Source organism: Pseudoalteromonas sp. UG3-2 (assembly GCF_037120705.1).
GTDB lineage: Bacteria > Pseudomonadota > Gammaproteobacteria > Enterobacterales > Alteromonadaceae > Pseudoalteromonas.
In genome coordinates this window covers 555,718-580,774 of sequence record NZ_JAWLJU010000002.1, presented here as the reverse complement: position 1 = coordinate 580,774, position 25,057 = coordinate 555,718, and the positions used below count along the sequence as shown (strand labels likewise).

Below are 25,057 nucleotides of genomic sequence, written 5' to 3'. Positions count from 1 at the left end.
CTAAAGACCGACGCAGTTTTAAACGTAACACCAACAAAGTGAGTCAATAACGCAAGCTCGATCACGAGTTAATATTAACTTTGCTACAAAAAAGCCATACAAGGTGTATGGCTTTTACGATTTCTACTGGATTACCGTGTCGACTAGCGATTTAGCGGCTTGTTCTAACTCAGCTAAATGGCCTTCGCCTTTGAATGACTCGAGGTAAATCTTATATACGTCTTCTGTGCCAGAGGGACGGGCAGCAAACCAGCCATTGCTGGTGACCACTTTCAGCCCCCCAATCGCAGCGCCATTACCAGGAGCATGAGTTAAAATGTCAACAACCTTATCACCAGCTAATTCCGTTGCACTAATGTTGTCTGCGCTTAGCTGTTTTAATTTGGCCTTTTGCTCTGGGGTCGCCGGAGCATCAATGCGTTTGTACACGGCAGTGCCGTGCGACTGTGTCAGTGCGTGGTAATATTGTGACGGTGTTTGACCTGTAACTGCCAAAATCTCTGCAGCTAACAGCCCCAAAATAAAACCGTCTTTGTCAGTGCACCAGGTACTGCCATCTTTACGCAGGAAAGCCGCGCCAGCACTTTCCTCTCCACCAAAGGCAAGTTCGCCACGACTAAGGCCATCAACAAACCATTTAAACCCCACCGGCACTTCGTAAAGTTCACGCTCATTAGCCGCCACGATTTTATCGATAATGGCGCTAGAAACCAGCGTTTTACCAATTTTGACCTGTGCCGGCCAATCGCGATGCTTAATTAAATAATCAATCGCCACCGCTAAAAAGTGATTGGGGTTCATTAGGCCATCGGCGGTGACAATGCCATGGCGGTCAAAGTCAGGGTCGTTACCAATGGCAATATCATAATCTTGTTTTAATGCCAGTAAATTGGCCATGGCATATTCAGAGGAACAATCCATGCGGATCTTGCCGTCTTTATCCAGTGGCATAAAGGCAAAGCTAGGATCGACAACATCGTTCACTACTTCCAAGTTAAGGTCGTAGTGTTTGGCAATCACCGGCCAGAAATTAATCCCCGAACCACCCAGTGGGTCAACCCCTATTTTAACCCCTGCGCGCGCGATGGCAGCCATATCGACAATGCTGTCAAGCTCTTTGACGTAAGGCGTAATAAGGTCTTGGTATTGAATAAAGCCAGAGCGTTTCGCCTTGGCGTAGGGAAATAACTCTACCGCAACCAAGTCTTCAATCAGTAATTGATTGGCGCGGTCTTCAATCCACTTAGTCACCTCGCCGTCGGCAGGTCCTCCATTGGGCGGATTGTATTTAAAGCCGCCATCTTCTGGTGGGTTATGTGACGGTGTCACCACAATACCATCGGCGAGCTCATTAGGGTGTTGGCGGTTATGATTGACAATCGCATGGCTTATCACCGGCGTTGGTGTGTAATCATCGTTTTCCTGAGTTATGACTTGCACTTCATTAGCAACCAAAACTTCAATGGCTGAATTGAATGCGGCTTCCGACAGAGCATGGGTGTCTTTGCCTAAAAATAGCGGACCAAAAATGTCATTTTTTTTGCGGTAATCACAAATGGCTTGAGTGATGGCCAAAATGTGCGATTCATTAAACTTAAAATGTAACGAGCAACCGCGGTGTCCACTGGTGCCAAAGGCAACACAATGCTCTGGGTGTTCTTCTAGATCGGGTTCATTCAGGTAATAAGATGAAACTAACTTTGGTACATTAACCAACAGTGCACGGTCTGCCTGTTTGCCAGCTTGCGGGTGGATTGCCATAAGATTTCCTTATAGGTAGTCTCGGATTTTTTCAGCCGCTTCATCGGTATAACCTAACACCTTAGCTACCTCATGAAGCATCATTTTTTTGCGCGTAGTATTGGAGTTGGTCATCACCCAGTATTCGCTGTCGACGATGTTTTTTGGGTTCATACTGCTACCGCTCTCCAATAAGGCTTCTTTGCTCGTTGCAAAGTATATGCGGTCACGACCTTTAATGTCTAAAACATTACTAAAATCTTCTTTGTGCGTACGGTGGAAGGCGGCCAAAATAAATAAGAAGCGACCAACCACTCCTTTTTGCATTGCTAATTCTTCTTTGTTGAGAATATTAAATACATTAGCAGCGGGTTTGCTTGGCTCAGGAGTCGCTTTGGGCTTTTCTTTTGCAGTGTTATTTTCGCTACTCGTACTTGCTGCAGTGTCCGGCTTAACAGGCTCAGGTGCTTTGCTAACGCCAGGAGTCAGTTTTAATAAACGACGCAATATCTCCGAAGCACTCTCACCGATGCTCTGGGTGTTGCTTGCAATGTATTGATAAAGCTCGTCATCTATTTCTATTTTTTTCATGCGTTTCCTGTCATCTGTGCTAATTAGGAGCAACTTATCTAATTAGCCTAAGTATATCCAAAATTAACTTATTACTCTACGGCTTTGCATTTTTACCTAGCAATGTCACAATTAGCGCCAATTTTGGAGGGCACATGATGTTAAATTTTCAACAAAGCGGCTATCCAAACAACCCTTGCGTAGTGGTGATGCACGGGTTATTTGGTTCATTAGAAAACCTAAACGTGGTCGCAAAAGCGTTAGCACCAGACTTTCATGTCATCAACATTGACTTACGTAACCATGGTCGTTCATTTCACCATGTTGAGATGTCTTATCCCGATATGGCCAATGACGTTAAAGCCCTGCTTGATCACTTAGCCATAACTAATGCACACCTTGTGGGTCATTCCATGGGCGGCAAAGTGGCGATGCAAGTGGCACAAAGCTACCCTGATTTGGTTGCTAAATTGGTGGTGCTCGATATCGCCCCTGTAGCGTATCACAGTCGTCATGACGCCATTATTGCAGCTTTAACAGAAGTGCAAAATGCCAGCATAAACAGTCGCGCAGAAGCCGATACCATAATGGCGAAACACATAGAAACCCTTGGTGTGCGCCAGTTTCTATTGAAAAGTCTGGCCAAATCCGACGCTGGCGAATTGAGTTTTCGTTTCAATTTGGACGTTATTGCAGAAAAATACAATGCCATTACAGCAAACATTAATGAAACGCATTCTTGTTTGTGCGATACTTTGTTTATTAAAGGCAGTGAATCAGATTATATTTTGCCTGAGCATAGAGAAGCCATTACTCAGGCTTTCCCTAATGCCAAAGCAAAAATAATCCAGGGTGTGGGTCATTGGCTCCATGCAGAAAAGCCACAAGCAGTCAATCGCTCTATTATTGATTTTCTTCAATAAATGGCGTTGATTTTAGCCCGATACGCTTAATTTAACCGTGCTGGTTATGTTATAGTAGCCGCCGTTTAAGTATTGAGTAGAGCTCAGATGGTCAGTCAATTTATAAATGAATTTGAAACGCTGGGGCTGTGGTTTGCTTTGGCTGGTATATTCTTTTTCATCGGTATGGCAATTCAGGACGTACTTAAGAAAGGCGATGTACCAAAGTTTGGACGCTACACGGTGTGGCTCGTACTATTTCTTGGTTGTTCTGGGTTCATTGCCAAAGGCTTAATCCAAGTATTCTGGCAAGGTGCAGGTGTAGGATAATGGCCAAGGCTGAAACAGATAGAACCACTATCGACCTGTTCGAAAACGAAAAGCGACCAGGGCGTCCAAAAACAAATCCACTTCCCCGCGAAGTGCAGTTAAAAGTCAATAAGCGCAATCAGATCAAACGCGATCGCGCCCGTGGACTTAAAAGAGTTGAATTTAAGGTTTCATCAGAGTTGTATCAAGCGCTAAGTGATATGGCAGAGTCGCAAAACATCAGTCGTAGTGCACTCATCGAGACCATTTTACAAGAAAAGTTAGCGGTTAATAGATAGAAGGTAAGCAATTAATGGCAAGCGTAGGTATTTTTTTCGGCAGTGACACTGGTAACACAGAACACGTCGCTAAAATGATTCAAAAAGAATTGGGCAAAAAGCTTGTAGATGTGAAAGACATCGCAAAAAGTAGCAAAGAAGAAATTGCAGAATTCGATTTACTGCTGTTTGGTATTCCGACTTGGTACTATGGCGAAGCACAGTGTGATTGGGACGATTTCTTCCCAGAGCTGGAGGAAATTGACTTCGACGGCAAGCTGGTAGCCATTTTTGGCTGCGGCGATCAAGAAGATTATGCTGAATACTTCTTAGATGCCATGGGCATGATCAATGATATTGTGACAGAGCGCGGAGCTATCGTCATCGGTAATTGGTCAACTGACGGCTATGACTTTGAAGCGTCAAAAGCGTTAGTTGATGACAATAACTTTGTCGGCCTTGGCATTGATGAAGACCGCCAACCGGAACTTACTGAGCAACGGGTTAAGCAGTGGTGTGCACAGGTATACGATGAAATGTGCCTGAGCGAGCTGGAAGATTAATTGCAATTGTTTTGCACTTGCTGCCCGAGCAAGTTATTCTTAGGACATGCGTCGTGATATTCCTAAGACGAATTATAACTAACAGATTGAGACAGATTTAATGACTGATCACAACTTAGAGCTTAAAAAGGCTGGTTTAAAAGTAACACTTCCACGCATCAAGATTCTAGAGATCTTACAGTCTCCAGACAACCAACATATCAGTGCTGAAGACGTTTATAAAATTCTGCTTGATAAAGGTGAAGAAATTGGTCTAGCTACCGTTTACCGGGTACTTAACCAATTCGACGATGCCGGAATTGTCACTCGCCACCATTTTGAAGGCGGCAAATCTGTTTTTGAATTATCAGGCAGCACTCACCATGATCACCTTGTTTGTCTAAAATGCGGTAAAGTGGTTGAGTTTGAAGACGATGTCATCGAACGTCGCCAAGAAGAAGTGGCCACGGCAAACGGCATCACACTCACCAACCATTCACTGTACTTGTATGGTGAGTGTGAAGACAAAGAAGCGTGTAAGAAATTTGCAGAGCAAAACGGCAATTAACTAAAATTGCATGCCCTATTAAGCATTAAGCCAGCATTTGCTGGCTTTTTTTTGCCGAATACCTAGGCAGGCTTTAGTTTATGTATTGCCAGTATACTCTTTGGGGTTTTTCGGAAAGTAAAACGCTTCGTGCTTATCACACAAAGAAAACTCTCGGGTATTTTTGTACGGCAGCTTCATAAAGCCTGCCACCCCATAATCTTGAATACTCACGGCGTACTGCATAATGGTTGTCAGTAGTTGCTGAAACTGTTGCTCTTTACTGGCATCAAGTAAGCGGTAGTAATAGTGTATTTTCATCCTGTCTTGTAAGGATTCGAAAATAATACAGCCGGTATGGTGGATCTGATTGAGCTCAAAGACACATTGAATGATTTGCTTAGGTAACTGTAATTGCTCATCGGGGTCTTTACCGTCTTCAAAATAAGAGTGCGGGCGAGTTATTTCACTGCTGGTAATGTCACTGACCGTGTATTCGAGTTGCGGTAAATGCTCGAAATCAAACGCCCCGGTGTCATCGCGATTGAGCTGAATAGACTGCCGAGCATCAAATAAACAACACTTAAACAGCCCCTTTTGCTTTATCCCCTGTGCCAACATCACGGTGGCATTAACGGAATCTTTAAATGCTTTGTCGAGCGATTCATCGTGCAGGATCAAGCTAGATTCAACAAATAATTGCGTTGCTTTCCAATGGAAACTCAGCCCCCCTACTACTGGGAATTGAGCCAAACGGCTGATAGAAGCTAAAAACGCTTTTTCGGTATCGCCGGTATCAAATAAAAACTCTTTATAATAGCGGTCAAGTTGTGCGTCATTGACGTCTCTTAAATTATGGTTTTCATCGGCACGGCGCAGAAACTGTTTACGTGAGCTGTAGACAACGGTTTCGGGTTTTACCTCTGCCGTGGTTGACCAAAAAGGAATGCGTGATTTTGCTTCACTTAAGTCCAAAGGCGGCAACAGCAACTTGGCCATGGCTGGCATATTGCGAATAAAGTAATCGCCGGCTTGATCACGAGTCGCTTTGTCTTTACTCAACATGCCATCAAGCACCTGGGCAAACACTTTTGGTAAGCCAAGGGCACTGGCCGGTAGTACTTGTGCCCCAAAGCGACAAGACTGGGCGCTGGCCAAAGCATAAATGGTGGAGGCCACGCCTTGTTCATCAAACCGCGGCGACGATTGCGCACCAGACATTTGTTCATCACCAATGAAGTAAACATCCCCCATCCGGGCATTGGTAGAGCTGACGTCTGAAGACATTAAATCCATTATATTACTGGCTATGGGCTCGCCATGAATATCGATTTGGGCATACACGGAGCTCCCCCAATCCACTAAGGAAAAGCGGTTATGCTCTTCATCCCAGACAATATTTGAGGGCTTAATATCACCGTGAACAATAGGTTGTGGTGACATGCCCACCCGACGTTCCCGTAAATCAACCAGCACGTTACGAAGGTTAAGTGCAAGAGTAACCAGCTCATGGGCTGTGAAACGGCCTTTACGCAAGGAGATCTTTTCTAAATCTGCCCCGGGAGCCCGCTCCATCATTAAAATACCTTGTTTCTTAACCCTTTCAAAGGCATAAAACTTAGGCACCATGGCATTATTGATCTGCGAGAGCATATAGGCTTCGTCTTCTAACCTATCTCTCACACTTTGGGCTAAGGTGATCCGAGAAAATTTGAATACCCAATGGGCTCCTGTTTCACTGGTGCCTGAAAAAACGAAACCGAAAGCCCCGGAGCCTATTACCTCGACCTCACGGTAACCCAGTAAGCTGAGTTGTTTTTTACATATATTTAGCCATTGGCGGTGTTTTTTAGCGTCGTGATGGGACAGCAAATATATGGATTGCTGCTCATTGATGTAAAAGTGCTGGATGGATTTTTCGGACATAGCAAGCGCTTGGTGTTAGTGCCGACAAAAAGGCCGGTATTACCCGGCCTTATTAGAGTTACCTTTTCTGTTCGATCTTAGCCCACGAATCACGTAAGCCAACCGTTTGGTTAAATACCAAATCAGTGGATTTATTATCACGACAGAAATACCCTAAGCGCTCAAATTGATAGCCTTGCTCTGGTTTAGCATTAGCCAGCGCAGGCTCTAATTTGGCGTGTTCAATAACCACTAAGGATTCTGGGTTTAAAGTCGCCGTGAAGTCTTCTGCTGCCGCCGGATTTGGCACAGTGAATAGACGGTCGTACTGACGTACCGGCGCATCAATGCAGTGGCTTGCAGACACCCAATGGATCACCCCTTTTACTTTACGACCATCGCTAGGGTTCTTGCCCAAGGTTTCTGGATCGTAGCTACAGTAAATGGTGGTGATTTCACCGTTGTCATCTTCTTCAATGCGCTCAGCTTTGATAACGTAAGCATTACGTAGGCGCACTTCTTTACCTAGCACAAGACGTTTGAATTTTTTATTCGCTTCTACTCGGAAATCTTCTTTTTCAATGTAGATTTCACGCGTAAACGGCAGCTCTCGTGTGCCTTTGTCAAGGGTTGGATGATTTGGTGCAGTGAGCATTTCCACCTCACCTTCAGCAAAATTCTCAATGACAATTTTCACCGGATCCAACACGGCCATGGCACGGGGAGCATTCTCGTTGAGGTCATCACGAATACAGGCTTCCAACATGCCCATCTCAACCATGTTGTCCATTTTGGTTACACCAATGCGCTTACAAAATTCACGAATGGCCGCTGGCGTGTAACCACGACGACGTAAACCTGCAATGGTTGGCATACGCGGGTCATCCCAGCCTTCAACGAAGTTATTTACCACTAGGTCATTAAGCTTGCGCTTTGACATAACGGTGTACTCAAGGTTTAAACGAGAAAACTCAATCTGCTGTGGATGACAATCAATGCTGATGTTGTCCAGTACCCAATCGTATAAACGGCGATTGTCTTGGAACTCTAAGGTACACAGTGAATGCGTGATCCCTTCCAAGGCATCCGAGATACAGTGGGTGAAATCGTACATTGGGTAAATGCACCACTTATCGCCGGTTTGATGGTGATGAGCAAACCTAACGCGATAAATGATTGGATCGCGCAGCACCATAAACGAGCTTGCCATATCAATCTTAGCGCGCAACACACATTCGCCTTCTTTGAATTCGCCGTTACGCATTTTTTCAAATAACGCTAGGTTTTCTTCTGGTGAAGTGTCACGATACGGACTGTTCTTACCCGGCTCAGTTAGCGTGCCACGGTACTCACGTGCTTGTTCTGGGGTCAAGAAACAGACATACGCCTTGCCGTTTTCAATTAGTTCAACGGCATATTGGTACAATTTATCAAAGTAGTTTGATGAATAGCAGATCTCACCATCCCACTGGAATCCTAACCAGTTTACGTCTTCTTTAATAGACTTAACGTAGTTGATGTCTTCTTTTTCTGGGTTGGTGTCATCAAAACGTAAATTACACTTACCATTGTAGTCTTCTGCAATACCAAAATTTAGGCAGATAGACTTAGCGTGGCCAATATGTAAAAAACCATTTGGCTCAGGTGGAAAACGGGTATGGGTAGACGCGTGTTTACCACTGGCCAGATCCGCATCGATTTTATTGCGGATAAAGTTTGTTGGGCGATTCTCAGTTTCCGCCATAGGAAATCTTTCCTCTGAATTATGCTCTTAGTTAACCTCGGCATTATTACAAAAACGAGCACGAACTTACAGCAAATATCTCCACCAACGGCGGATTTATTTATCGCTCTGAAGTTTTGATTAATTTTTGTGACAAATTTTGTTCTAGCGCAATATTAGCGTCATAACAACCACCTATAGTGGCGGCATAAACGAGGAAATTGCAGTGCTCTTGTCTTACTACCTCACCAAGAAGTGATATAAAAGACTGAGACTTACAATCTGCGATTTCAACCTGTTAATTTACCGAGGAAGGGATCCAACATGGCTTCGATGAACTTAAACCGCGTCTATATTTCTACCAAAGCACGTAACAATCACTATATTTTGGCTGAGTTCAAACCCGATGATGCGTTTTATCGCTGCTTTGATTCTGTCACTGCGTGTTATGAGCGTTTGTCACGACAACTGTTTGCACTGTGCGATGAATACGAATTGCACAATGTCCATGTGATTGCTAACGATAAACTGCCAGTAGTGCGATATCACGATGAAGCGTATACCATGCAAACGCAAAAACAGATTATGTTTTTCTATAATCCTAAGTTTCATGAAGCCCATAAAACCTACGTAAGCGAGGACTACCAAGCACGCAAAATTCGCTTATTGTTTTTAGCCACGGGGGACGAACTGCGTGCCAATGCGGCCGATTTTCACAACAAAGTGAAAAAAGTACTCGACCAGATGAAAGACAGCTTCAGTGATAACCAACCAGAGTTTAGAGTACGAGATCACCAGCATTTAACCTATGATTTGTTTGCCAAAGCCAAAGGAGACAAAGAGTCCTATGGTTATAAGCTTAGAGCACTCTACCCGCGCTACCAAGCACGCAACTGCAGTTTGCCAGATCACTATAATGAAATGACCTACGTCACCTTTAATATTCCCGTTTCCAGAGCGATGAAAACCCATTACCAGAGTCAAATGCGACCCGGGGATTACAGCCAATTTTATCGCCAAATTGAAGACAGCTTTTTGTCGGCCTGTGCAGATAAACAATTGAATATGGTGGCTATGGTAGCCGATGGCCGCTTACCTATTGTACGCAGTGCCAAAATCGATAAAACCGATACCAATCGCGAATTACAAAAGTTGAGTTTCGATACTGGCAGTGGCGAAAATCAAATTTATTCGCTGTTCGACGACGCCAACTTAGTCGACACGATCCGCTTTGTGGTGGTGGCCAACGACAAAGACAAAAAAGATATGGGCTATGGCCGCTTTATGAACCATGTTGAAAGTGTCATTAAGCGCTTTGTCTCTGAGCTGCCTGTGAATATTGAGAAGCAAGACGTTAATGTGCGCTTTTTCCAGCATATTAGCTACGACTACTAAATGCCCAGCCAGTAAACTACCTGGCTAAAACATAGTGGCGCAGTCGACAGATTGCGCCATTTTCGTTGCCTGAACATCAGCGCCGGCAATGTTATCTCTGCCGCTAAAGCTCGGCAAAAGCTAAAGTCATAATTACTACTGTCAAACCTATTAAGTCCCCTCCGCTCCTGCGAATGAGCCAGTGAACTCGTTGCTAGTGGGTCTTCTTGATACCATAGAGTTTTCAGGCATGAAAAAAGCCGCGGCACAAGGCACAACGGCTTTAACAACCAGAATACATACACTCAATACCATGGCGGCATTGAGTAAAAAATTATAAGGCTTGTTCTAGCTCTGGCAGCGCATCAAACAAGTCAGCCACTAGGCCATAATCCGCCACTTGGAAAATAGGCGCTTCTGGGTCTTTATTGATTGCAACAATGACTTTTGAATCCTTCATCCCAGCTAGGTGCTGGATAGCGCCACTGATCCCAACGGCAATATACAGATCCGGTGCCACGATCTTACCCGTTTGACCTACTTGCATGTCATTTGGCACAAAGCCAGCATCAACCGCCGCGCGTGACGCCCCAATGGCGGCACCTAGCTTATCTGCAATGCCATTCAACAGTGCAAAATTATCGCCATTTTGCATCCCGCGGCCACCAGAAATAACCACTGGCGCTGCCGTTAGCTCAGGACGCTCTGATTCGGTTTGTTCAACGCTGACAAATGAGCTTAACGACGACGACATGCTTTGTGAACGATTTTCAATTTCACAAGCGCCTTGAGTCGCTGCAGCATCAAAAGCAGAGGCACGAACCGTGATCACCTTTTGGCTCTCAGCAGATTTTACCGTCGCAATGGCGTTGCCCGCATAAATGGGGCGTTTAAAGGTATCGGCGTCAATGACATCCACTATCTCTGAGATTTGTGACTTGTCTAACAGCGCTGCTACTCGAGGGGCAATGTTTTTGCCTGTTGTCGATGCGGCAAATAGAATGTGGCTGTAATCGCCAGCCATATCCACAACCAGATCCGCCATGCTTTCTGCCAGTTGATGCTCAAAGGCACTGTCATCGATGGCAATTACTTGATTTACTCCGGCAATCTCGGCACTGCTAGTTGCAACATCGGCAATGTTACTTCCAGCAACAACCACAGTAACAGCGTCTGCAATTTTATTTGCTGCTGTAATTACTTTTGCTGTTTCAGGCTTAAGAACGCCATTTTCGTGCTCAGCAATAACTAATACGCTCATGAGATCACCTTCGCTTCTGTTTTTAGTTTCGTCACTAATTCGTCAATACTTTCTACCATCACGCCACCAGAGCGTTTCGCCGGCTCTTCAACCTTAACAAGCTCGACTCGAGGGGCTAAATCCACTCCTAAGCTGTCTGCGGCAACCACGTCCAATGGTTTACGTTTCGCTTTCATGATGTTAGGTAAAGACGCATAACGAGGCTCGTTTAAGCGTAAATCGGTGGTCACAACGGCTGGCAGTGGTAAAGCAACGGTTTGTAAGCCACCATCCACTTCACGGGTCACCTGCACCTTATCGCCTTCAATGCTTACTTTAGAAGCGAACGTGCCCTGCCCGCGCTTAGTTAATGCAGCCAGCATTTGCCCAGTTTGGTTGTTGTCAGAATCAATGGATTGTTTACCTAAAATAACCAGCTCAGGGTTTTCTTGTTCTACTAATTTTGCCAATAGTTTTGCAACGTGAAGCGACTCAAGTTTGGCGTCGGTTTCAATATGAATGGCTTTATCAGCACCTAAAGCCAATGCGGTACGCAACTGCTCTTGGCACGCTTTATCACCAATTGAAACAGCAATCACTTCTGTAGCTGTGTTTGCTTCTTTTAGGCGAACAGCTTCTTCAACGGCAATTTCACAAAATGGGTTCATCGCCATTTTGACATTGCTGAGATCAACATCACTGTTATCAGGCTTAACTCTTGCCTTGACGTTGTAGTCAATCACGCGTTTGATTGGCACAAGTACTTTCATGGTTACTCCATCATCTGGTTATTCTTCAGGCTGACGTCTACGTCAACAAAATTATTTTATTGGATTCAGACTACTTCCTGTTGACGTAAACGTCAACCTCAAATAACCTTAGTTTAACGAAAATCAAACTAAAGCCTCTCTTTAGTTAATCTACCGTCAAATAGTGTGAGGTTAAAAATGGTCGAACGCGAAACCATGGAGTTTGATGTTGTGATAGTTGGTGCGGGCCCAGCAGGCTTATCATGCGCTATCCGACTCGCTCAACAGGCACAAGAACAACAACAAGAATTAATGATCTGCGTAGTCGAAAAAGGCTCTGAGGTCGGCGCCCACATTCTCTCTGGCGCAGTTTTCGAGACCAAAGCCTTAGATGAATTAATCCCAGACTGGGCTGACAAAGGCGCGCCTGTTACCACTAAGGTAGCCGCTGATGACATCTATTTATTCAAAAACGAAAACGATGCGACTAAGTTGCCACATGCTGTGGTACCTAAGACATTTAAAAATGATGGCAATTACATCGTATCCATGGGTAACGTCTGCCGCTGGCTTGCTGAGCAAGCGGAACAACTAGGCGTGGAGATATTCCCTGGCTTTAGCGCTCATTCATTGCTCGTAGAAGAGGATGAAGTAAAAGGGATTATCACCGGTGACATGGGCCTCGACCGTGATGGCCAACCCAAAGACAGCTATATGCCAGGCATGGAACTGCGCGCCAAGTACACGGTATTTGCCGAGGGCTGTCGCGGCCATTTAGGTAAAGAGTTAATCAGTCAGTTCGAATTAGACAAAGACGCCTCACCGCAACACTATGGCATTGGCTTTAAAGAAATTTGGCAAGTTGACCCCAGTAAACACCAAGAGGGCTTAGTGGTGCATGGTACTGGGTGGCCTTTGGATAACGACACCCATGGTGGCTCGTTTATGTACCACGCCGAAAACAATCAAGTGGTGGTGGGTCTTATTATTGACTTAAATTACAGCAATCCGCACTTAAGCCCGTTTGACGAGTTTCAGCGCATGAAACACCACCCTACGTTTGCTGAGGTCTTAAACGGAGCTGAGCGTGTTGCTTATGGCGCCAGAGCCATTGCCAAAGGTGGCTTCCACAGCTTACCTAAAATGCACTTTCCAGGCGGCCTACTAATCGGCTGTGATGCCGGTACCCTGAACTTTGCCAAAATCAAAGGCAATCACACTGCGATGAAGTCCGGTATGCTAGCCGCCGATGCCATTATTGAAGCCTTAGCTGAAGAGAAACCAGCGCCAGATTTGCTTAGTTTTGCCGACAAGTTCAAAGCCAGTTGGCTATACGAAGAGCTCTATCAGTCACGTAACTTTGGCCCTGCAATGCACAAATTCGGGCGCATTTTAGGTGGCGCCTACAACATGATCGATCAAAACATCTTTTCTGGCGCACTCCCCTTCACTATTAAAGATGAACACCCAGATCACGCACAGTTAAAACCGGCTTCTGAAGCTGAAAAGATCACTTATCCTAAGCCCGATGGCAAACTCAGCTTTGATAAGTTGTCGTCGGTGTTTTTATCGAATACCAATCACGAAGAGGTGCAGCCGTGTCATTTACAGCTCAAAGATGCCGATATACCAATTAAGGTGAATTTAGCCCAGTTTGATGAGCCTGCGCAGCGCTATTGCCCAGCTGGTGTATATGAAGTAAATGAAGATGAGCAAGGTGAAAAACAGTTTGTTATCAACGCGCAAAACTGCATTCACTGTAAGACCTGCGACATCAAAGATCCCAGTCAAAACATTACTTGGGTGACGCCTGAGGGGGCTGGTGGACCAAACTACCCCAATATGTAAGCTAGTTGTTTTATCCTAAATTGCACAAGGGGCTTAGCGCCCCTTTTTTATTAAATTTGCTGATGATTGTCACGCAATTTAGCTAAAAGGTGTTTTCCTTTCTATAGTTAGCGTAAGACACCCGTATATGGAACCAAAACTATGTCACAACAATCTGTTACTTTTCGATTTCTTGCAGAACCCACCGATGTCAACTTTGGTGGCAAAGTCCATGGCGGCATGGTAATGAAATGGATAGATCAAGCCGGCTACGCCTGTGCCGCAGGCTGGAGTGGCAGCTACTGTGTTACCGTATCAGTGGCGGGCATGCGTTTCCACCGCCCAATTTTAGTGGGCCAAATCGTTGAGGTCTCTGCTCGCATTGCTCATACAGGTAACACCAGTATGCAAATCTTTATTCAGGTTCGTTGTGGCGACCCAAAAACACAACGTTTAGTGGAGACCAATCATTGCATTATAAGCTTTATTGCGATGGATCAGGCTGGTTATCCCATTCAAATCCCGCAGTTTAAGGCCAAAACAAGCGAAGAGAAAAAACTCGAAGCGTATGCGGTGAAAATGAAAGAAATAGCGATCCAAACCGAATCGCTATTAGAAGAAACACTGGATGGCAGTTAACTTGCTTCGGCTTTTACCTCAGCTAAACGGAATTGACTGTTCGGCTCACCAAACACCACCACTGAGCACTCGCCCCAGGATTTAGGAATTGTCCACTGCACTTGCTCTTTAATGGTAAAGCTGGAATATTTGTTTTCACAGCGCACCTCAAGGTTGTGCAGTTCCCCGTTGATTCCAGAAAGCGTAAAGGCATTGCGAATAAGCTGATGTGTCCAACTGGCGCGTTCAGTAACTTTTACCTCCGTAATAAGTAACCTATCAGCATCGGCAACAACCGCTTTTATTTTCTCAACAACAGGGGCAGCGGCAGTTTTAAACTGTTCTTGTTCAGGCAGTTGTTCAAGCAAGTCATAATCGTTAAGTGCGCCCTTAAACTGTTGTAGCTGTGCTTGCAGGAAAATGCTCTTGGTTAGGCTTTGGGCATAAATCTCTTCCTCGACCACCTTTTTACCATGCCAGATGATCCCTTTAAGCGCTCGGAGCTGTTGCTCAGGCTGCTTCGTTAGCTGATAATAACGAGACTGTAACAGGTTGACAAAGGTTTCCTCATATAAATTCCAACGCTCGCGCTCAAGTATCTTGTCAATTTTTTCCTGGGCCGCTTTCAAGTTGCCTTCATCCAATAACTCTGAGGCTTCGCGATAACTAAAAATAAAGCGTTTTGATGCGCCTAGAGGTGACTCACTTAGCCGAAAGCTCATCATCACCGAATTCTTGCATTGTTTAATTGCAGTACCGTTGCTTTTGGCTGGTTGGTAACGCCATTTTTTTATTGCCCGTAAAGATTGGCGCTCAAATGCCCGCTGACCTGATGAATCCTCAACAATGGGCGAGCTGACAGAGCCATCTTCATTGACAATATAGCTTAGTTTAACCCAGCCTTCGCCGCCTCTGAGGGCCGCTGACTTGGGGTAGCGAGGTTTGACTCTCTCCACTGGTGTGGCTTTGGTAACCGTCGCTAAGTGCAACTCTTGTTTGGCAGCTGAAGTTGATGGCACGGCAATCCCTGCAGAAATGACCACAAGCAGTAAAAGCGATAAGTTATTCAAACGATTTTCCTTGTCTTTCTAGAACTTTTCTCATCCTACCAGTAGTGATTTATGGATGCAATGTACCTCTTTTGATACAGGTAAATAGTGTTGTTTTTACTTTATCTTTTAGCGCCAGCTGCTACTTTTAAAATACTGATTACCGTAAATAATAAAGGAATGTATGATTGCCAGCAGTTGCAAGTGTAAGCAAGCCTTAGACTTTGATATTAAAATGGCTTTCCAACCTATTGTTGATGTGTCCAAACGCAGTATTTTCTCTTACGAAGCATTAGTAAGAGGCGCCAATGGCGAAAGCGCCTTTGAAGTGTTGAGCCAAGTTAACGAGGACAATCAATACAGCTTCGATCAGCGTTGCCGCATCACGGCTATTGAAACCTTCGCCGAGCTCAGCAAAGTGGATAACCTCAATATCAACTTTATGCCGCAAGCTATTTACGAGCCTCTAGCTTGCTTGGCTGCGACCATTAAAAGCGCTAGACGCTGTGGTTTCCCAACGAAACAGATAATCTTTGAGGTGACTGAACAAGAGCAAGTAATTAGCCGCAGCTACCTGACCCATATTTTCAAAACCTATCGCGCAAACGGATTCAAAACCGCCATTGATGACTTTGGGGAAGGCTATGCCGGGCTTAGCTTGCTCAGTGGTTTTCAACCTGACTTACTAAAACTGGATATGTCACTAATAACCGACATCGAAACAGATCCCGCCAAACAAGCTATCGTCAAAGGCATGCAGCTTACCTGTGGTGAACTCGGTGTTTCATTATTGGCTGAAGGGGTCGAAACGCAAGCAGAATATCGCTATTTGAAATCTTTGGGGATCACTTTGTTTCAAGGATATTACTTTGCAAAGCCCGCATTAGAAGCCTTGCCTGCCGTCGACTGGAATAAACTCGACGAACAGGATTTACATTAACCTTTTTGCCAAGTTGAAGATGGCTTTTTCTGTTTTTTGCTTGGCTTCGAGGTGAGTTAAATTACCTTCTTCTATCAACACATTGGCAATTTTATCCACTTCTTGACTTAACAACGCGTCCATTTTAGCGGGGCTCACTAAGCCTTGATTTAATTCGTTGATAATGGCTTGTAGTTTTACTCTGCGTTTGGCAATCGCAGCTACTAAGACAGGGCGGAGCGGTGAAGCGCCATTGAGTACCTGTTGGCAGCAGTGTTCGACTTGAGATTTAAATTCCATTTTTCCTCATCACGACTGGGTTACTTGTTTTAAACGCGTTTTAAGCTGGGGAGATACCACCAGTGCATCTAACACATTTTTATATTGTTGAGCTCGAGTGGCAAAATCTTTCTCTGTAGCTTGCTTTAGTTTTCTTACCGCCGGTTTTGTTAGCTCTGCCTGTGCCATAATACACTCCTTAGCTAAATACATAAGCTAAGACTATGCAATATTCTTCATTATTGACATTACAGCTCATTACAGCACTTTCGTCTTAAGCCTTTGGCTAAAGTGCAGTTTAGTAGTAAAATCCAGCTAAGCAATTAACAAGAGATCCCCGTGGAAACCATTACCATCACGCCTGTTGGCTATATTAAATCGCCTTACAAACAAAAGTTTGCTATCCCCAGACAACCCATGCTCGTGCCTGAGGCCAAAGCTCGACTTGAATTTTGCGCCGACTTCAACCGCGAGGAGTTTGTCCGCGGCTTAGATGCATTTAGCCACATTTGGCTGTTATTCCGCTTTCATGAAACCGCTGAAAAAGGCTATTCCGCGCTGGTGCGCCCGCCTCGCCTTGGGGGTAATGAGCGCAAAGGCGTATTTGCAACTCGCGCCACCTTTCGCCCCAATGGCATTGGCATGAGTGCGGTAAAGCTGGATGGTATTGAATATCATCAAGGGCAGTTGAGTTTATTGCTGTCTGGCGTCGATTTACTTGATGGCACCCCCATCATCGATATCAAACCCTATTTACCCTATTCCGATGGCCAGCTAGATGCCACGGCAGGGTTTGCAGATAGTCGACCAGAGACCGCCATGACGGTGAGTTTTAGCGATGCAGCACTAGCGTTTATTGAACAACAGTCTGACTACCCCGAGCTGCAAGCGTTTATTACCAATGTGCTGAAACAAGACCCAAGGCCTGCGTACAAAAAGAAACGTGACGAACAACAAGAGTATGGTATGAGTTTGTACCATTACAATATTCGTTGGCGGGTTGAAGGCGACCACAATTTTGTTTATGACATAACATCAGAACAGCAAGGCGTAAGTTAGAAATAGCACAGTGAAATGGGCATTACTGGCGGATTAAAGCTTTGTAAGCGCCTCTGGCACTGCTAGAATATGCGCCATACGAGAACAATAAGTAACTTATACTGGAATTACGATGCGTACGAGTGAATATATCTTGGCGACGTTAAAAGAAACGCCGTCAGACGCTGAAATAGTCAGCCACCAACTTATGCTTAGAGCTGGCATGATCCGTAAATTAGCCTCAGGCCTTTATACTTGGCTACCTTCTGGCCTGAAAGTATTTCGTAAAGTAGAGCGGATCGTGCGTGAAGAAATGGACAAAGCCGGCGCCATTGAACTGTCAATGCCGGTTATTCAGCCTGCTGAGCTGTGGCAAGAATCTGGCCGCTGGGAGCAATTCGGCCCAGAGCTAATGCGTATTAACGACCGCCACGGCCGTCCTTTTGCGCTGGGTCCAACACACGAAGAGGTCATCACCGACCTCGTTCGTCGTGAAATTAATAGTTATAAGCAACTGCCGTTAACACTGTACCAAGTCAGTACCAAGGTAAGAGACGAGGTTCGTCCTCGCTTTGGTGTGATGCGCTCACGTGAGTTCACCATGAAAGACGCTTACTCGTTCCACCTAACGGATGAGTGTTTAGAAAATACCTACCATAAGATGTTTAAGGCCTATTGTAATATCTTTGACCGTCTTGGTGTGGATTATCGCCCAGTAATTGCAGACAGTGGCTCCATCGGTGGTAACTTATCTCACGAATTCCATGTTCTGGCTGAATCCGGTGAAGACGCCATCGCCTTTAGTGATAGCAGCGACTATGCCGCCAATATAGAAAAGGCAGAAGCGCTCGCACCCACAGAGCCAAGACCTGCTCCAAGCAAAGAGCTAAACCGTTTTGCCACGCCTGAAGCCTTCACGATTGCTGACTTAAAAGCAAAACACGGCGTGAAGCCACACCGCGGTGTGAAAACGTTAATAGTCTATGGTGCCGAAGATGATAACGGTGAACGAGGTTTAGTGGCGTTGGTTTTACGTGGCGATCATGAACTTAATGAGCTTAAAGCTGAGAAACATGAGCTGGTTCATGCGCCTTTAGAAATGGCCAGTGAAGAAGACATTGTTAACGCCATTGGTGCTAAGCCCGGTTCATTAGGCCCTGTTGGTCTTACTATGCCGATCATCGTTGATCGTAGCGCAAATGTGATGGCTGATTTTGTTGCTGGTGCCAATAAAGATGGTGAACACTACAGCGGCATCAATTGGGACCGTGACGTTACTGACTACACCGTTGCCGATATTCGCAATGTGGTGGAAGGCGATCCAAGTCCATGTGGCAACGGCAAGGTGCAAATTAAGCGCGGCATTGAAGTAGGCCACGTATTCCAGCTTGGTAGCAAATATTCCGAAGCCATGAAAGCCGGTGTGTTAGGAGAAGACGGTAAAAACCAAACGCTGACCATGGGTTGTTATGGTATAGGTGTTTCTCGTATTGTTGCCGCTGCCATTGAGCAAAATAACGATAAATATGGGATCAAATGGCCACTCGCCATAGCGCCATTCGAAGTTGCGATTGTGCCAATGAATATGCACAAATCACATCGCATTCCTGAAATCGCGGAAAACTTTTATGCTCAGTTGCAAGCTGCGGGCATCGATGTGTTATTTGATGACCGTAAAGAGCGCCCTGGTGTGATGTTTAACGACATGGAACTCGTTGGTATTCCTTATACCCTAGTAATTGGCGAGCGTAACCTAGATAACAATCAGGTGGAATTGAAAAATCGCCACACTGGCGAGAAGCAAATGCTCGACATAGACACAGCTGTGGCCACCATCACAGCAGCAGTTAAGGGCTAATACCACCACTGAAAAGAGCATACTCAGGTATGCTCTTTGTCATGTTACCTTCTTACAACTGCCCCACCCTTGTCACATAGGCTTTTTAGCATAGTCATTATTACGCTAAAGGCCATGGCTATGAAAAAAACCTACTACCCCAGCATTTGGATCTCTGACGTACACTTAGGCTATAAAGATTGCAAAGCCGACTATTTACTCGACTTTCTGAATAAAACAGACTGTGATGTTCTTTATTTGGTGGGCGACATTATCGACTTGTGGTCAATGAAACGGCAGTTTTATTGGCATGCCTCTCACTATCAAGTATTAGAGTGCATCCAACAAAAAGCAGCAAACGGCACTCGGGTGATTTATATTCCCGGTAATCATGACGAAACCTTTCGCAATTACTGTGGCCAACATTTATTTAAAGTCGAAGTACATCATACTTATATTCATACCACATCGGCTGGAAAACGGTTTTTACTGCTGCACGGTGATGACTTTGACAGCGCTACCCGCTATAACAAACTGATCAGCATCATTGGTGATGCCGCTTATGACTTCTTACTGTTTTTAAACCGCTGGACTAACCGCTTTAGAAGGTTATATGGCGGTCACTACTGGTCATTGGCTTCTTGGTTAAAACAACGCGTTCATAAAGCCAGAGCCGCCATTGCCGCGTTTGAACATGCCGCCATTCATGAAGCTAAAAAACAAGGCGTTGATGGCATCATTTGTGGTCATATCCACCAGCCGGAGATCCGTGTAGTTGATGGCATTGTTTACTGTAATGATGGTGATTGGATAGAGAACTGCACGGCCCTGGTAGAAAACGCCGAAGGCCGTATCGAATTATTGCATTGGTCTGATGTTCAAGCGGTGTTGAATGTTGTGGAAATTGATAAAGTGAATGAAATAAAAGCAGCCTAAACGAGCTCGGCTCGCGTCCTTGTGACTGCGAGCCGCAAACTTTATCGAAATAGCACACTCTCTTTATTAAACCATTTAACACAACAGAACAGTAACACGGCAGCCAGCGTCGCTGAGGCAGCAAAAATCATCGCCACATCAGCATAATTTACCGTGCCTTTAATGATCTCTTTAATCGCTAGCGCCACGTTGGTCAGTGGAATAAGCGCCGTTTTACTGGTGAGCTCCATATTAGGCAATAGTGACACGGCAATGGGAATAAAAATCCCCATTCCCAGCGGCCCCATGTAGTTTTGCGCCTCTTTAAAACTGCGGGCATAAATGGATATCGCCAAGGTCAGCGCCGAAAGCATCACAGCTACTGGTAGTAACAGCGCAAAGATCAATAAAAAGTCCACTAACGCCACGGAAGAAAAGGCGCTTTTAACGATATCTAATGCCACAAATTGACTTGCTATTGCTATCCATAATGCCATGCTCGATACCGTCACCATGGCACAAAAAATCGAGCTGCTTAATACCGTTAAAAACTTCCCTAAAACCAGCTCAGTTCGAGAAATAGGCGTTAACAGCAGCGTTTCAAGTGTGCCGCGCTCTTTTTCACCGGCACCTAAATCAATGGCCGGATAGCTGGCCCCCATTAACACCAGAGGGATTAGCATGTAAGGAATAAAAGCGCCGAGCTTCTCCCCCAAGTTTTCACGGGTGTCTGCGGTATCCACCTTAGTAATGCTGATGGGCTCTAGGATCGCTTGTTGTAGCGCTTTTGAAAGTCCGAGTTGATCCAGCTTTGCCGCTCTCAACTCATCTGAAAAGTCTTTTGCCAGTTCAGACAAGCGATTAAAAATAAAGTTAATGGATTGCGCGTCATTAAATACAATTTGCCATTCACTTTTGACCCCCGCATCTAAGCTCGCCACCGGATCAGAAGGAATAAAAATCCCCACATCAATAATGCCATCTTTCACGGCTTGCCGAAGCTCTGCCACTGTGTTCAGTGTCCTATCGCCCTCGTACAATTGAAAACTTTTATGATAAAACACTTTGTCAGCAAAAGGCTTAGCATAGTCCGAGTTCACCAGATAATAGGTATGCACTTCTTGCTTGGCTTCGAGTGCGGCCTGAGAAGCCAAAAAGCCCATTAACGCCATAATCACCGGAAAGATCAACATGGGTAAGGCGATAACAAAAAACAAGGTTTTGCGGTCACGCAAAAGTTCGCGTACTTCTTTTAAAAAGACCTCAAACATCTGCGCCTCCCGTTAATAGGTTTAAAAAGGCCTGGTTAAGCTCTTGGCTTTGCCCTTGTTCTTTAAACTGCGCTAGTGAGCCATCAAAGCAGGTTACCCCTTCATTGATTACTGATACCCGGTCACACAATAAAGCGATTTCATCTAAATGGTGGGTAGAAAAAATCACCGGGGTGCCTTGTGACTTTAGGTCGCGTATAAATTCAATCACGGTTTGCGTGGTCATAATATCCAACCCCGTGGTGGGCTCATCCAGTACTACTACCTCAGGATTATGAACCACAGCCCGGGCAATATTGGTTTTTTGCTTCATCCCCGTGGATAAGTGCTCGGCCCGTTTATCCAAAAATGAGGTCATTTCTAAGCGCTGAAATAGCTCGTCACAGCGTAATTTCAATGCCTTTCCCCGCAGACCATGTAAACGGGCAAAATATTCCACGTTTTCTTTTGCGGTAAGGCGGCCATAAAGTCCGGTTGAGCCCGAAAGAAAACCAATCGCCTTTCTTGCCAATATTGGTTTTTTTACCACGTCTTTGCCTGCAATATTAATGCTCCCGGCATCGGGTTTAAGCGCTGTAGACAACATTCGTAACGTGGTGGTTTTGCCTGCGCCATTGGGGCCAAGTAGGCCTAATACTTCCCCTGCGCCACATAATAAACTGACGTCTTCCACGCTATGAAAGTAACCATCGCGCTCTCTGGGGTCGGTGGTGCTTTTGTTCTTTTTATGCTCTTTGGTCAGCACAAAGCGTTTTTTTAGTCCTGATATAGCTATCATGCTACTTCCTTCTTTTAGGACGAAAATAATCCGTATTTTGGTAAAAGGTTAAGTCTTGATCCTCTGCATGCCAAGTTGGGATCCCTAGCAGCGGCAGCGGCGACAATTGACTGTTATCGTCCAGCAAACCATTGTTGATCCACGCCACCAATTGCTCATCTAAATACTGATACTGTTGCGCCAAGCTCAATGTGTTGAACTCAGGGGGAACGACAATGCACACCAACTTCGCGGTTAAACCGATAAAGGGATTGGTCATCATTTCATAATTGGCATGGCCAAATACAAAAGGCTGAATACGACTAAACCAGGCTGCTCTGTTGTCGTAAAACACGCTTTGCCATTGGTGTGCTTGCAGCTCGGTGCGCCACTTTTCATCATCAATTGCTAATACCATACCGCACTCATCGAATAAGGTCAGGGCATTGCGTTTTTTGCTGCGCTGTTTCAAACCAAATTGTTCTATCTCTGCAATGTGCAAGGCATTAAGTAACGCTTTGGTTTTCGGAAATAAACACCATATTAAGGCACCAAATAAGTCATGCCAATTGTTACTACGGGTGGGCACTTTATGGCTTTGATATATAATTTCTTCGTAATATTTATCGCCGAAATCAAGCTCATGATCAGCGACAAACACCGTATCATAGTGCTGTTTGCTCACTCGGTTAACTTGTGCCGTCAGCCACTGTGGTGATGGCCAGTCTGGTTGTTGGTGTAATTGAAATAAGTCATTGAGATGACTAAAAGCCGGGTTGTTAAGGCACTCGACCTGCCAAGTTTCTGGTGCGGTAAATTTTTTCATTAATACTAGCGCGATATTAGAGCATTACCCGGCATTTTACTTGAGCCTCTGCACAGAGGCAAAACTCAATTGTAAATAAGCGTAAGCCACCAGCGGTTCCACCTACTTACCTTATCCCGCTCGAATTTTTCGCGCTTTTATGGTACTACTTAGGGGTTCCTAACAAGTAAAAGAAAGGCAATTATGAAACGTAAACTGACGCTCACGGCGCTGTCAATGGCAGTCCTTGCTGGTTGTATGACCACAGCTAACACCACTGATGATTTAGACACGGCATATAACAGCATTAACGATGCTCAGCTAAGAGCCCATATTAAAACGCTTGCTTCAGATGAATTTGGTGGCCGTGCCCCTTCAACTAAGGGCGAAGAACTCACGCTCGCTTATCTAACTAAACACTTCAAAGCGCTTGGTTATGAACCGGGCAACGGCAATAGCTTTTTACAAGAAGTGCCGTTGGTGTCATTAGAAGCCGATCCCAATATGAGCTTAGAAATTGGCGGCAAAAGCTATGAATACAAAAAAGACATGGTAATGGGCTCTGCTCGGATCAGCGAGTTAGAAGCAATTAACGATTCAGAGCTGGTGTTCGTTGGCTATGGTGTTAATGCTCCTGAGTACAACTGGAATGACTATGAAGGCCTAGATGTAGAAGGTAAAACCGTGGTGATGCTAGTGAACGACCCAGGTTTTGCTAACCCAGATTCAGGCTTATTCACCGGTGAAGCCATGACCTATTATGGTCGTTGGACTTACAAATACGAAGAAGCATCTCGTCAAGGCGCTGCGGGCGCTATCATTGTTCATGAAACGGCTCCGGCTTCCTACCCATGGAGTGTTGTAGAGAACTCTTGGAGTGGTCCACAGTTTGGTTTTGACAAAGAAAATAACAACATGGACCGTGTCGCGGTGGAAGGCTGGGTAACCGTGGATGTTGCCAAAGAGCTGTTTGAAAAAGCTGGTCTAGACTTTGAAACTGCTAAGCAAAAGGCAGCACAAGGTGCTTATCATGTCGACATGGGCGACTTAACGGCCTCTGTTACAGTTAAAAACACCATTAAAAAGTCCACCTCTTATAACTTTATTGCCACCTTGCCTGGTAGCGAAAAGCCTGATGAGCACATTATCTATTCTGCCCACTGGGATCACCTTGGCATTGACCCCAATCGTAAAGGTGACCAAATTTACAATGGTGCTCATGATAATGCCAGTGGCACAGGGGGCATGATTGAGGTGGCAGAAGCCTTTACTAAATTACCTAACCGCCCTGACCGCTCGATGACCTTCCTTGCAGTTACTGCTGAAGAGCAAGGTTTATTAGGGGCAAAATATTATGCCGCTAATCCCGTTATTCCAGCGGATAAAACCGTAGCCAACATTAATATGGACAGCCTAAACCTTTTAGGTAAAGTGAAAGACATTAGCGTGGTTGGTATCGGTAAATCAGAGCTTGATAGCATTTTAGAAGCGGCCGCCAAAGAGCAAGACCGTGAAGTATCTGGCGATCCTCGTCCGGCTGCTGGTGGCTACTACCGCTCAGATCACTTTGCCTTTGCCAATATGGGCGTGCCTGCCATGTATGCTGGCGGCGGCACTGAAGCTCGTGACGAAGCTACGGCAACTTACCGTAAACGCATGGGCTTGGTGCTCAGAGGCTGTTACCATCAGCCGTGTGATCGCTACCGTGAAGAGTGGGACTTAAGCGGCGCGGTTCAAGACTTACAGCTGTTCTTCAAAGTGGGTTACGACGTATCACAGCAAGAAGCCTGGCCAAAATGGAACAAGACCGCAGAGTTCCAAAGAAAATAGAACAGTTGATATTGATTATCATTTAGATTAAAG

The 25,057-nt window shown here is 45.2% G+C and carries 26 protein-coding genes; 14 read left to right on the top strand and 12 right to left on the bottom strand.

Annotated features, from left to right (window positions below):
* Positions 1-123: 123 nt before the first annotated feature.
* Together pgm and seqA are read right to left on the bottom strand one after the other, a co-directional pair.
* Complete coding sequence (pgm, locus tag R3P39_RS05955; protein WP_336566278.1) at positions 124-1,761, bottom strand: phosphoglucomutase (alpha-D-glucose-1,6-bisphosphate-dependent); 1,638 nt, start codon at positions 1,759-1,761, stop codon at positions 124-126.
* A 9-nt stretch (positions 1,762-1,770) separates the two neighbouring features.
* Entirely contained in the window at positions 1,771-2,331 is a 561-nt protein-coding gene (gene seqA, locus R3P39_RS05950) for a replication initiation negative regulator SeqA (protein WP_336566277.1), read from the bottom strand.
* A gap of 134 nt (positions 2,332-2,465) precedes the next feature.
* Between seqA and R3P39_RS05945 the strand changes: the two genes are divergently transcribed.
* The 5 genes from R3P39_RS05945 to fur all read left to right on the top strand — a co-directional run bounded on the left by R3P39_RS05945 (position 2,466) and on the right by fur (position 4,909).
* Positions 2,466-3,233 (top strand): alpha/beta fold hydrolase, encoded by a 768-nt coding sequence (locus tag R3P39_RS05945; protein WP_336566275.1) that lies wholly within the window; start codon positions 2,466-2,468, stop codon positions 3,231-3,233.
* A gap of 87 nt (positions 3,234-3,320) precedes the next feature.
* On the top strand, positions 3,321-3,542 hold the full coding sequence (locus R3P39_RS05940) for a DUF2788 domain-containing protein (protein ID WP_336566274.1): 222 nt from the start codon (positions 3,321-3,323) through the stop codon (positions 3,540-3,542).
* Positions 3,542-3,820 carry a LexA regulated protein gene (gene ybfE, locus R3P39_RS05935; protein WP_010372698.1) on the top strand — a complete coding sequence of 93 codons (279 nt, stop codon included), beginning with the start codon at positions 3,542-3,544 and terminating at the stop codon, positions 3,818-3,820. Before R3P39_RS05940 ends, ybfE begins: the two co-directional genes overlap by 1 nt.
* 14 nt (positions 3,821-3,834) lie before the next feature.
* Complete coding sequence (fldA, locus tag R3P39_RS05930; protein ID WP_336566262.1) at positions 3,835-4,362, top strand: flavodoxin FldA; 528 nt, start codon at positions 3,835-3,837, stop codon at positions 4,360-4,362.
* A gap of 100 nt (positions 4,363-4,462) precedes the next feature.
* The gene (gene fur / locus R3P39_RS05925) at positions 4,463-4,909 is read left to right on the top strand and encodes a ferric iron uptake transcriptional regulator (RefSeq protein WP_336566261.1); all 447 of its coding nucleotides are present in this window, start codon (positions 4,463-4,465) and stop codon (positions 4,907-4,909) included.
* Between the two features lie 78 nt (positions 4,910-4,987).
* Here the strand turns inward: fur and R3P39_RS05920 are convergent, their stop codons facing one another.
* Positions 4,988-6,814, bottom strand: a complete 1,827-nt coding sequence (locus R3P39_RS05920) for a protein kinase domain-containing protein (protein ID WP_336566259.1) — start codon at positions 6,812-6,814, stop codon at positions 4,988-4,990.
* 58 nt (positions 6,815-6,872) lie between these two features.
* Positions 6,873-8,537 carry a glutamine--tRNA ligase gene (gene glnS / locus R3P39_RS05915; RefSeq protein ID WP_336566258.1) on the bottom strand — a complete coding sequence of 555 codons (1,665 nt, stop codon included), beginning with the start codon at positions 8,535-8,537 and terminating at the stop codon, positions 6,873-6,875.
* 303 nt (positions 8,538-8,840) lie between these two features.
* Between glnS and R3P39_RS05910 the strand changes: the two genes are divergently transcribed.
* Together R3P39_RS05910 and R3P39_RS05905 are read left to right on the top strand one after the other, a co-directional pair.
* The gene (locus R3P39_RS05910) at positions 8,841-9,911 is read left to right on the top strand and encodes a DUF3083 family protein (RefSeq protein ID WP_336566257.1); all 1,071 of its coding nucleotides are present in this window, start codon (positions 8,841-8,843) and stop codon (positions 9,909-9,911) included.
* Positions 9,912-10,092: 181 nt separating this feature from the next.
* Complete coding sequence (locus tag R3P39_RS05905; protein WP_336566256.1) at positions 10,093-10,230, top strand: hypothetical protein; 138 nt, start codon at positions 10,093-10,095, stop codon at positions 10,228-10,230.
* Here the strand turns inward: R3P39_RS05905 and R3P39_RS05900 are convergent.
* The gene (locus tag R3P39_RS05900; protein WP_336566255.1) at positions 10,225-11,151 is read right to left on the bottom strand and encodes an electron transfer flavoprotein subunit alpha/FixB family protein; all 927 of its coding nucleotides are present in this window, start codon (positions 11,149-11,151) and stop codon (positions 10,225-10,227) included. The genes R3P39_RS05905 and R3P39_RS05900 overlap by 6 nt on opposite strands.
* Positions 11,148-11,900, bottom strand: coding sequence for an electron transfer flavoprotein subunit beta/FixA family protein (locus R3P39_RS05895; protein ID WP_336566254.1), 753 nt, complete (start codon positions 11,898-11,900; stop codon positions 11,148-11,150). The genes R3P39_RS05900 and R3P39_RS05895 overlap by 4 nt, the downstream gene beginning before the upstream one ends.
* 177 nt (positions 11,901-12,077) lie before the next feature.
* Here R3P39_RS05895 and R3P39_RS05890 point away from each other — a divergent pair, with 177 nt between their 5' ends.
* Positions 12,078-13,727, top strand: a complete 1,650-nt coding sequence (locus R3P39_RS05890) for an electron transfer flavoprotein-ubiquinone oxidoreductase (RefSeq protein ID WP_336566252.1) — start codon at positions 12,078-12,080, stop codon at positions 13,725-13,727.
* Positions 13,728-13,868: 141 nt separating this feature from the next.
* Entirely contained in the window at positions 13,869-14,345 is a 477-nt protein-coding gene (locus R3P39_RS05885; RefSeq protein ID WP_336566250.1) for an acyl-CoA thioesterase, read from the top strand.
* Here the strand turns inward: R3P39_RS05885 and R3P39_RS05880 are convergent.
* Complete coding sequence (locus R3P39_RS05880; protein WP_336566248.1) at positions 14,342-15,394, bottom strand: energy transducer TonB; 1,053 nt, start codon at positions 15,392-15,394, stop codon at positions 14,342-14,344. The two genes, R3P39_RS05885 and R3P39_RS05880, sit on opposite strands and share 4 nt — an antisense overlap.
* A gap of 163 nt (positions 15,395-15,557) precedes the next feature.
* Here R3P39_RS05880 and R3P39_RS05875 point away from each other — a divergent pair, with 163 nt between their 5' ends.
* Entirely contained in the window at positions 15,558-16,313 is a 756-nt protein-coding gene (locus R3P39_RS05875; protein ID WP_336566246.1) for an EAL domain-containing protein, read from the top strand.
* On the opposite strand, the gene R3P39_RS05870 is transcribed toward R3P39_RS05875, so the two are convergent.
* Both R3P39_RS05870 and R3P39_RS05865 read right to left on the bottom strand, forming a co-directional pair.
* A complete protein-coding gene (locus tag R3P39_RS05870; RefSeq protein WP_336566245.1) occupies positions 16,305-16,592 on the bottom strand; it encodes a hypothetical protein in 288 nt (95 codons plus the stop codon). The genes R3P39_RS05875 and R3P39_RS05870 overlap by 9 nt on opposite strands.
* A 9-nt stretch (positions 16,593-16,601) precedes the next feature.
* Positions 16,602-16,760, bottom strand: coding sequence for a hypothetical protein (locus tag R3P39_RS05865; protein ID WP_336566243.1), 159 nt, complete (start codon positions 16,758-16,760; stop codon positions 16,602-16,604).
* Between the two features lie 150 nt (positions 16,761-16,910).
* On the opposite strand from R3P39_RS05865, the gene tsaA reads away from it, so the two are divergent.
* The 3 genes from tsaA to R3P39_RS05850 all read left to right on the top strand — a co-directional run bounded on the left by tsaA (position 16,911) and on the right by R3P39_RS05850 (position 20,382).
* Positions 16,911-17,630, top strand: a complete 720-nt coding sequence (tsaA, locus tag R3P39_RS05860) for a tRNA (N6-threonylcarbamoyladenosine(37)-N6)-methyltransferase TrmO (protein WP_336566242.1) — start codon at positions 16,911-16,913, stop codon at positions 17,628-17,630.
* A gap of 112 nt (positions 17,631-17,742) precedes the next feature.
* Positions 17,743-19,467, top strand: a complete 1,725-nt coding sequence (locus tag R3P39_RS05855) for a proline--tRNA ligase (protein WP_336566241.1) — start codon at positions 17,743-17,745, stop codon at positions 19,465-19,467.
* 120 nt (positions 19,468-19,587) lie between these two features.
* Entirely contained in the window at positions 19,588-20,382 is a 795-nt protein-coding gene (locus tag R3P39_RS05850) for a UDP-2,3-diacylglucosamine diphosphatase (protein ID WP_336566240.1), read from the top strand.
* 41 nt (positions 20,383-20,423) lie between these two features.
* Here R3P39_RS05850 and R3P39_RS05845 read toward each other — a convergent pair whose 3' ends face one another.
* The 3 genes from R3P39_RS05845 to R3P39_RS05835 are packed head-to-tail and all read right to left on the bottom strand — an operon-like array spanning position 20,424 to position 23,215.
* Positions 20,424-21,632 carry an ABC transporter permease gene (locus tag R3P39_RS05845; RefSeq protein ID WP_336566238.1) on the bottom strand — a complete coding sequence of 403 codons (1,209 nt, stop codon included), beginning with the start codon at positions 21,630-21,632 and terminating at the stop codon, positions 20,424-20,426.
* Positions 21,625-22,410 (bottom strand): ABC transporter ATP-binding protein, encoded by a 786-nt coding sequence (locus R3P39_RS05840; protein ID WP_336566237.1) that lies wholly within the window; start codon positions 22,408-22,410, stop codon positions 21,625-21,627. Before R3P39_RS05840 ends, R3P39_RS05845 begins: the two co-directional genes overlap by 8 nt.
* Position 22,411: 1 nt before the next feature.
* Positions 22,412-23,215: a DUF3025 domain-containing protein gene (locus R3P39_RS05835; RefSeq protein WP_336566236.1), complete on the bottom strand. Its 804-nt coding sequence runs from the start codon at positions 23,213-23,215 to the stop codon at positions 22,412-22,414.
* A gap of 183 nt (positions 23,216-23,398) precedes the next feature.
* On the opposite strand from R3P39_RS05835, the gene R3P39_RS05830 reads away from it, so the two are divergent.
* Positions 23,399-25,024 carry a M28 family metallopeptidase gene (locus tag R3P39_RS05830; protein ID WP_336566235.1) on the top strand — a complete coding sequence of 542 codons (1,626 nt, stop codon included), beginning with the start codon at positions 23,399-23,401 and terminating at the stop codon, positions 25,022-25,024.
* The last annotated feature ends 33 nt before the right edge of the window (positions 25,025-25,057 follow it).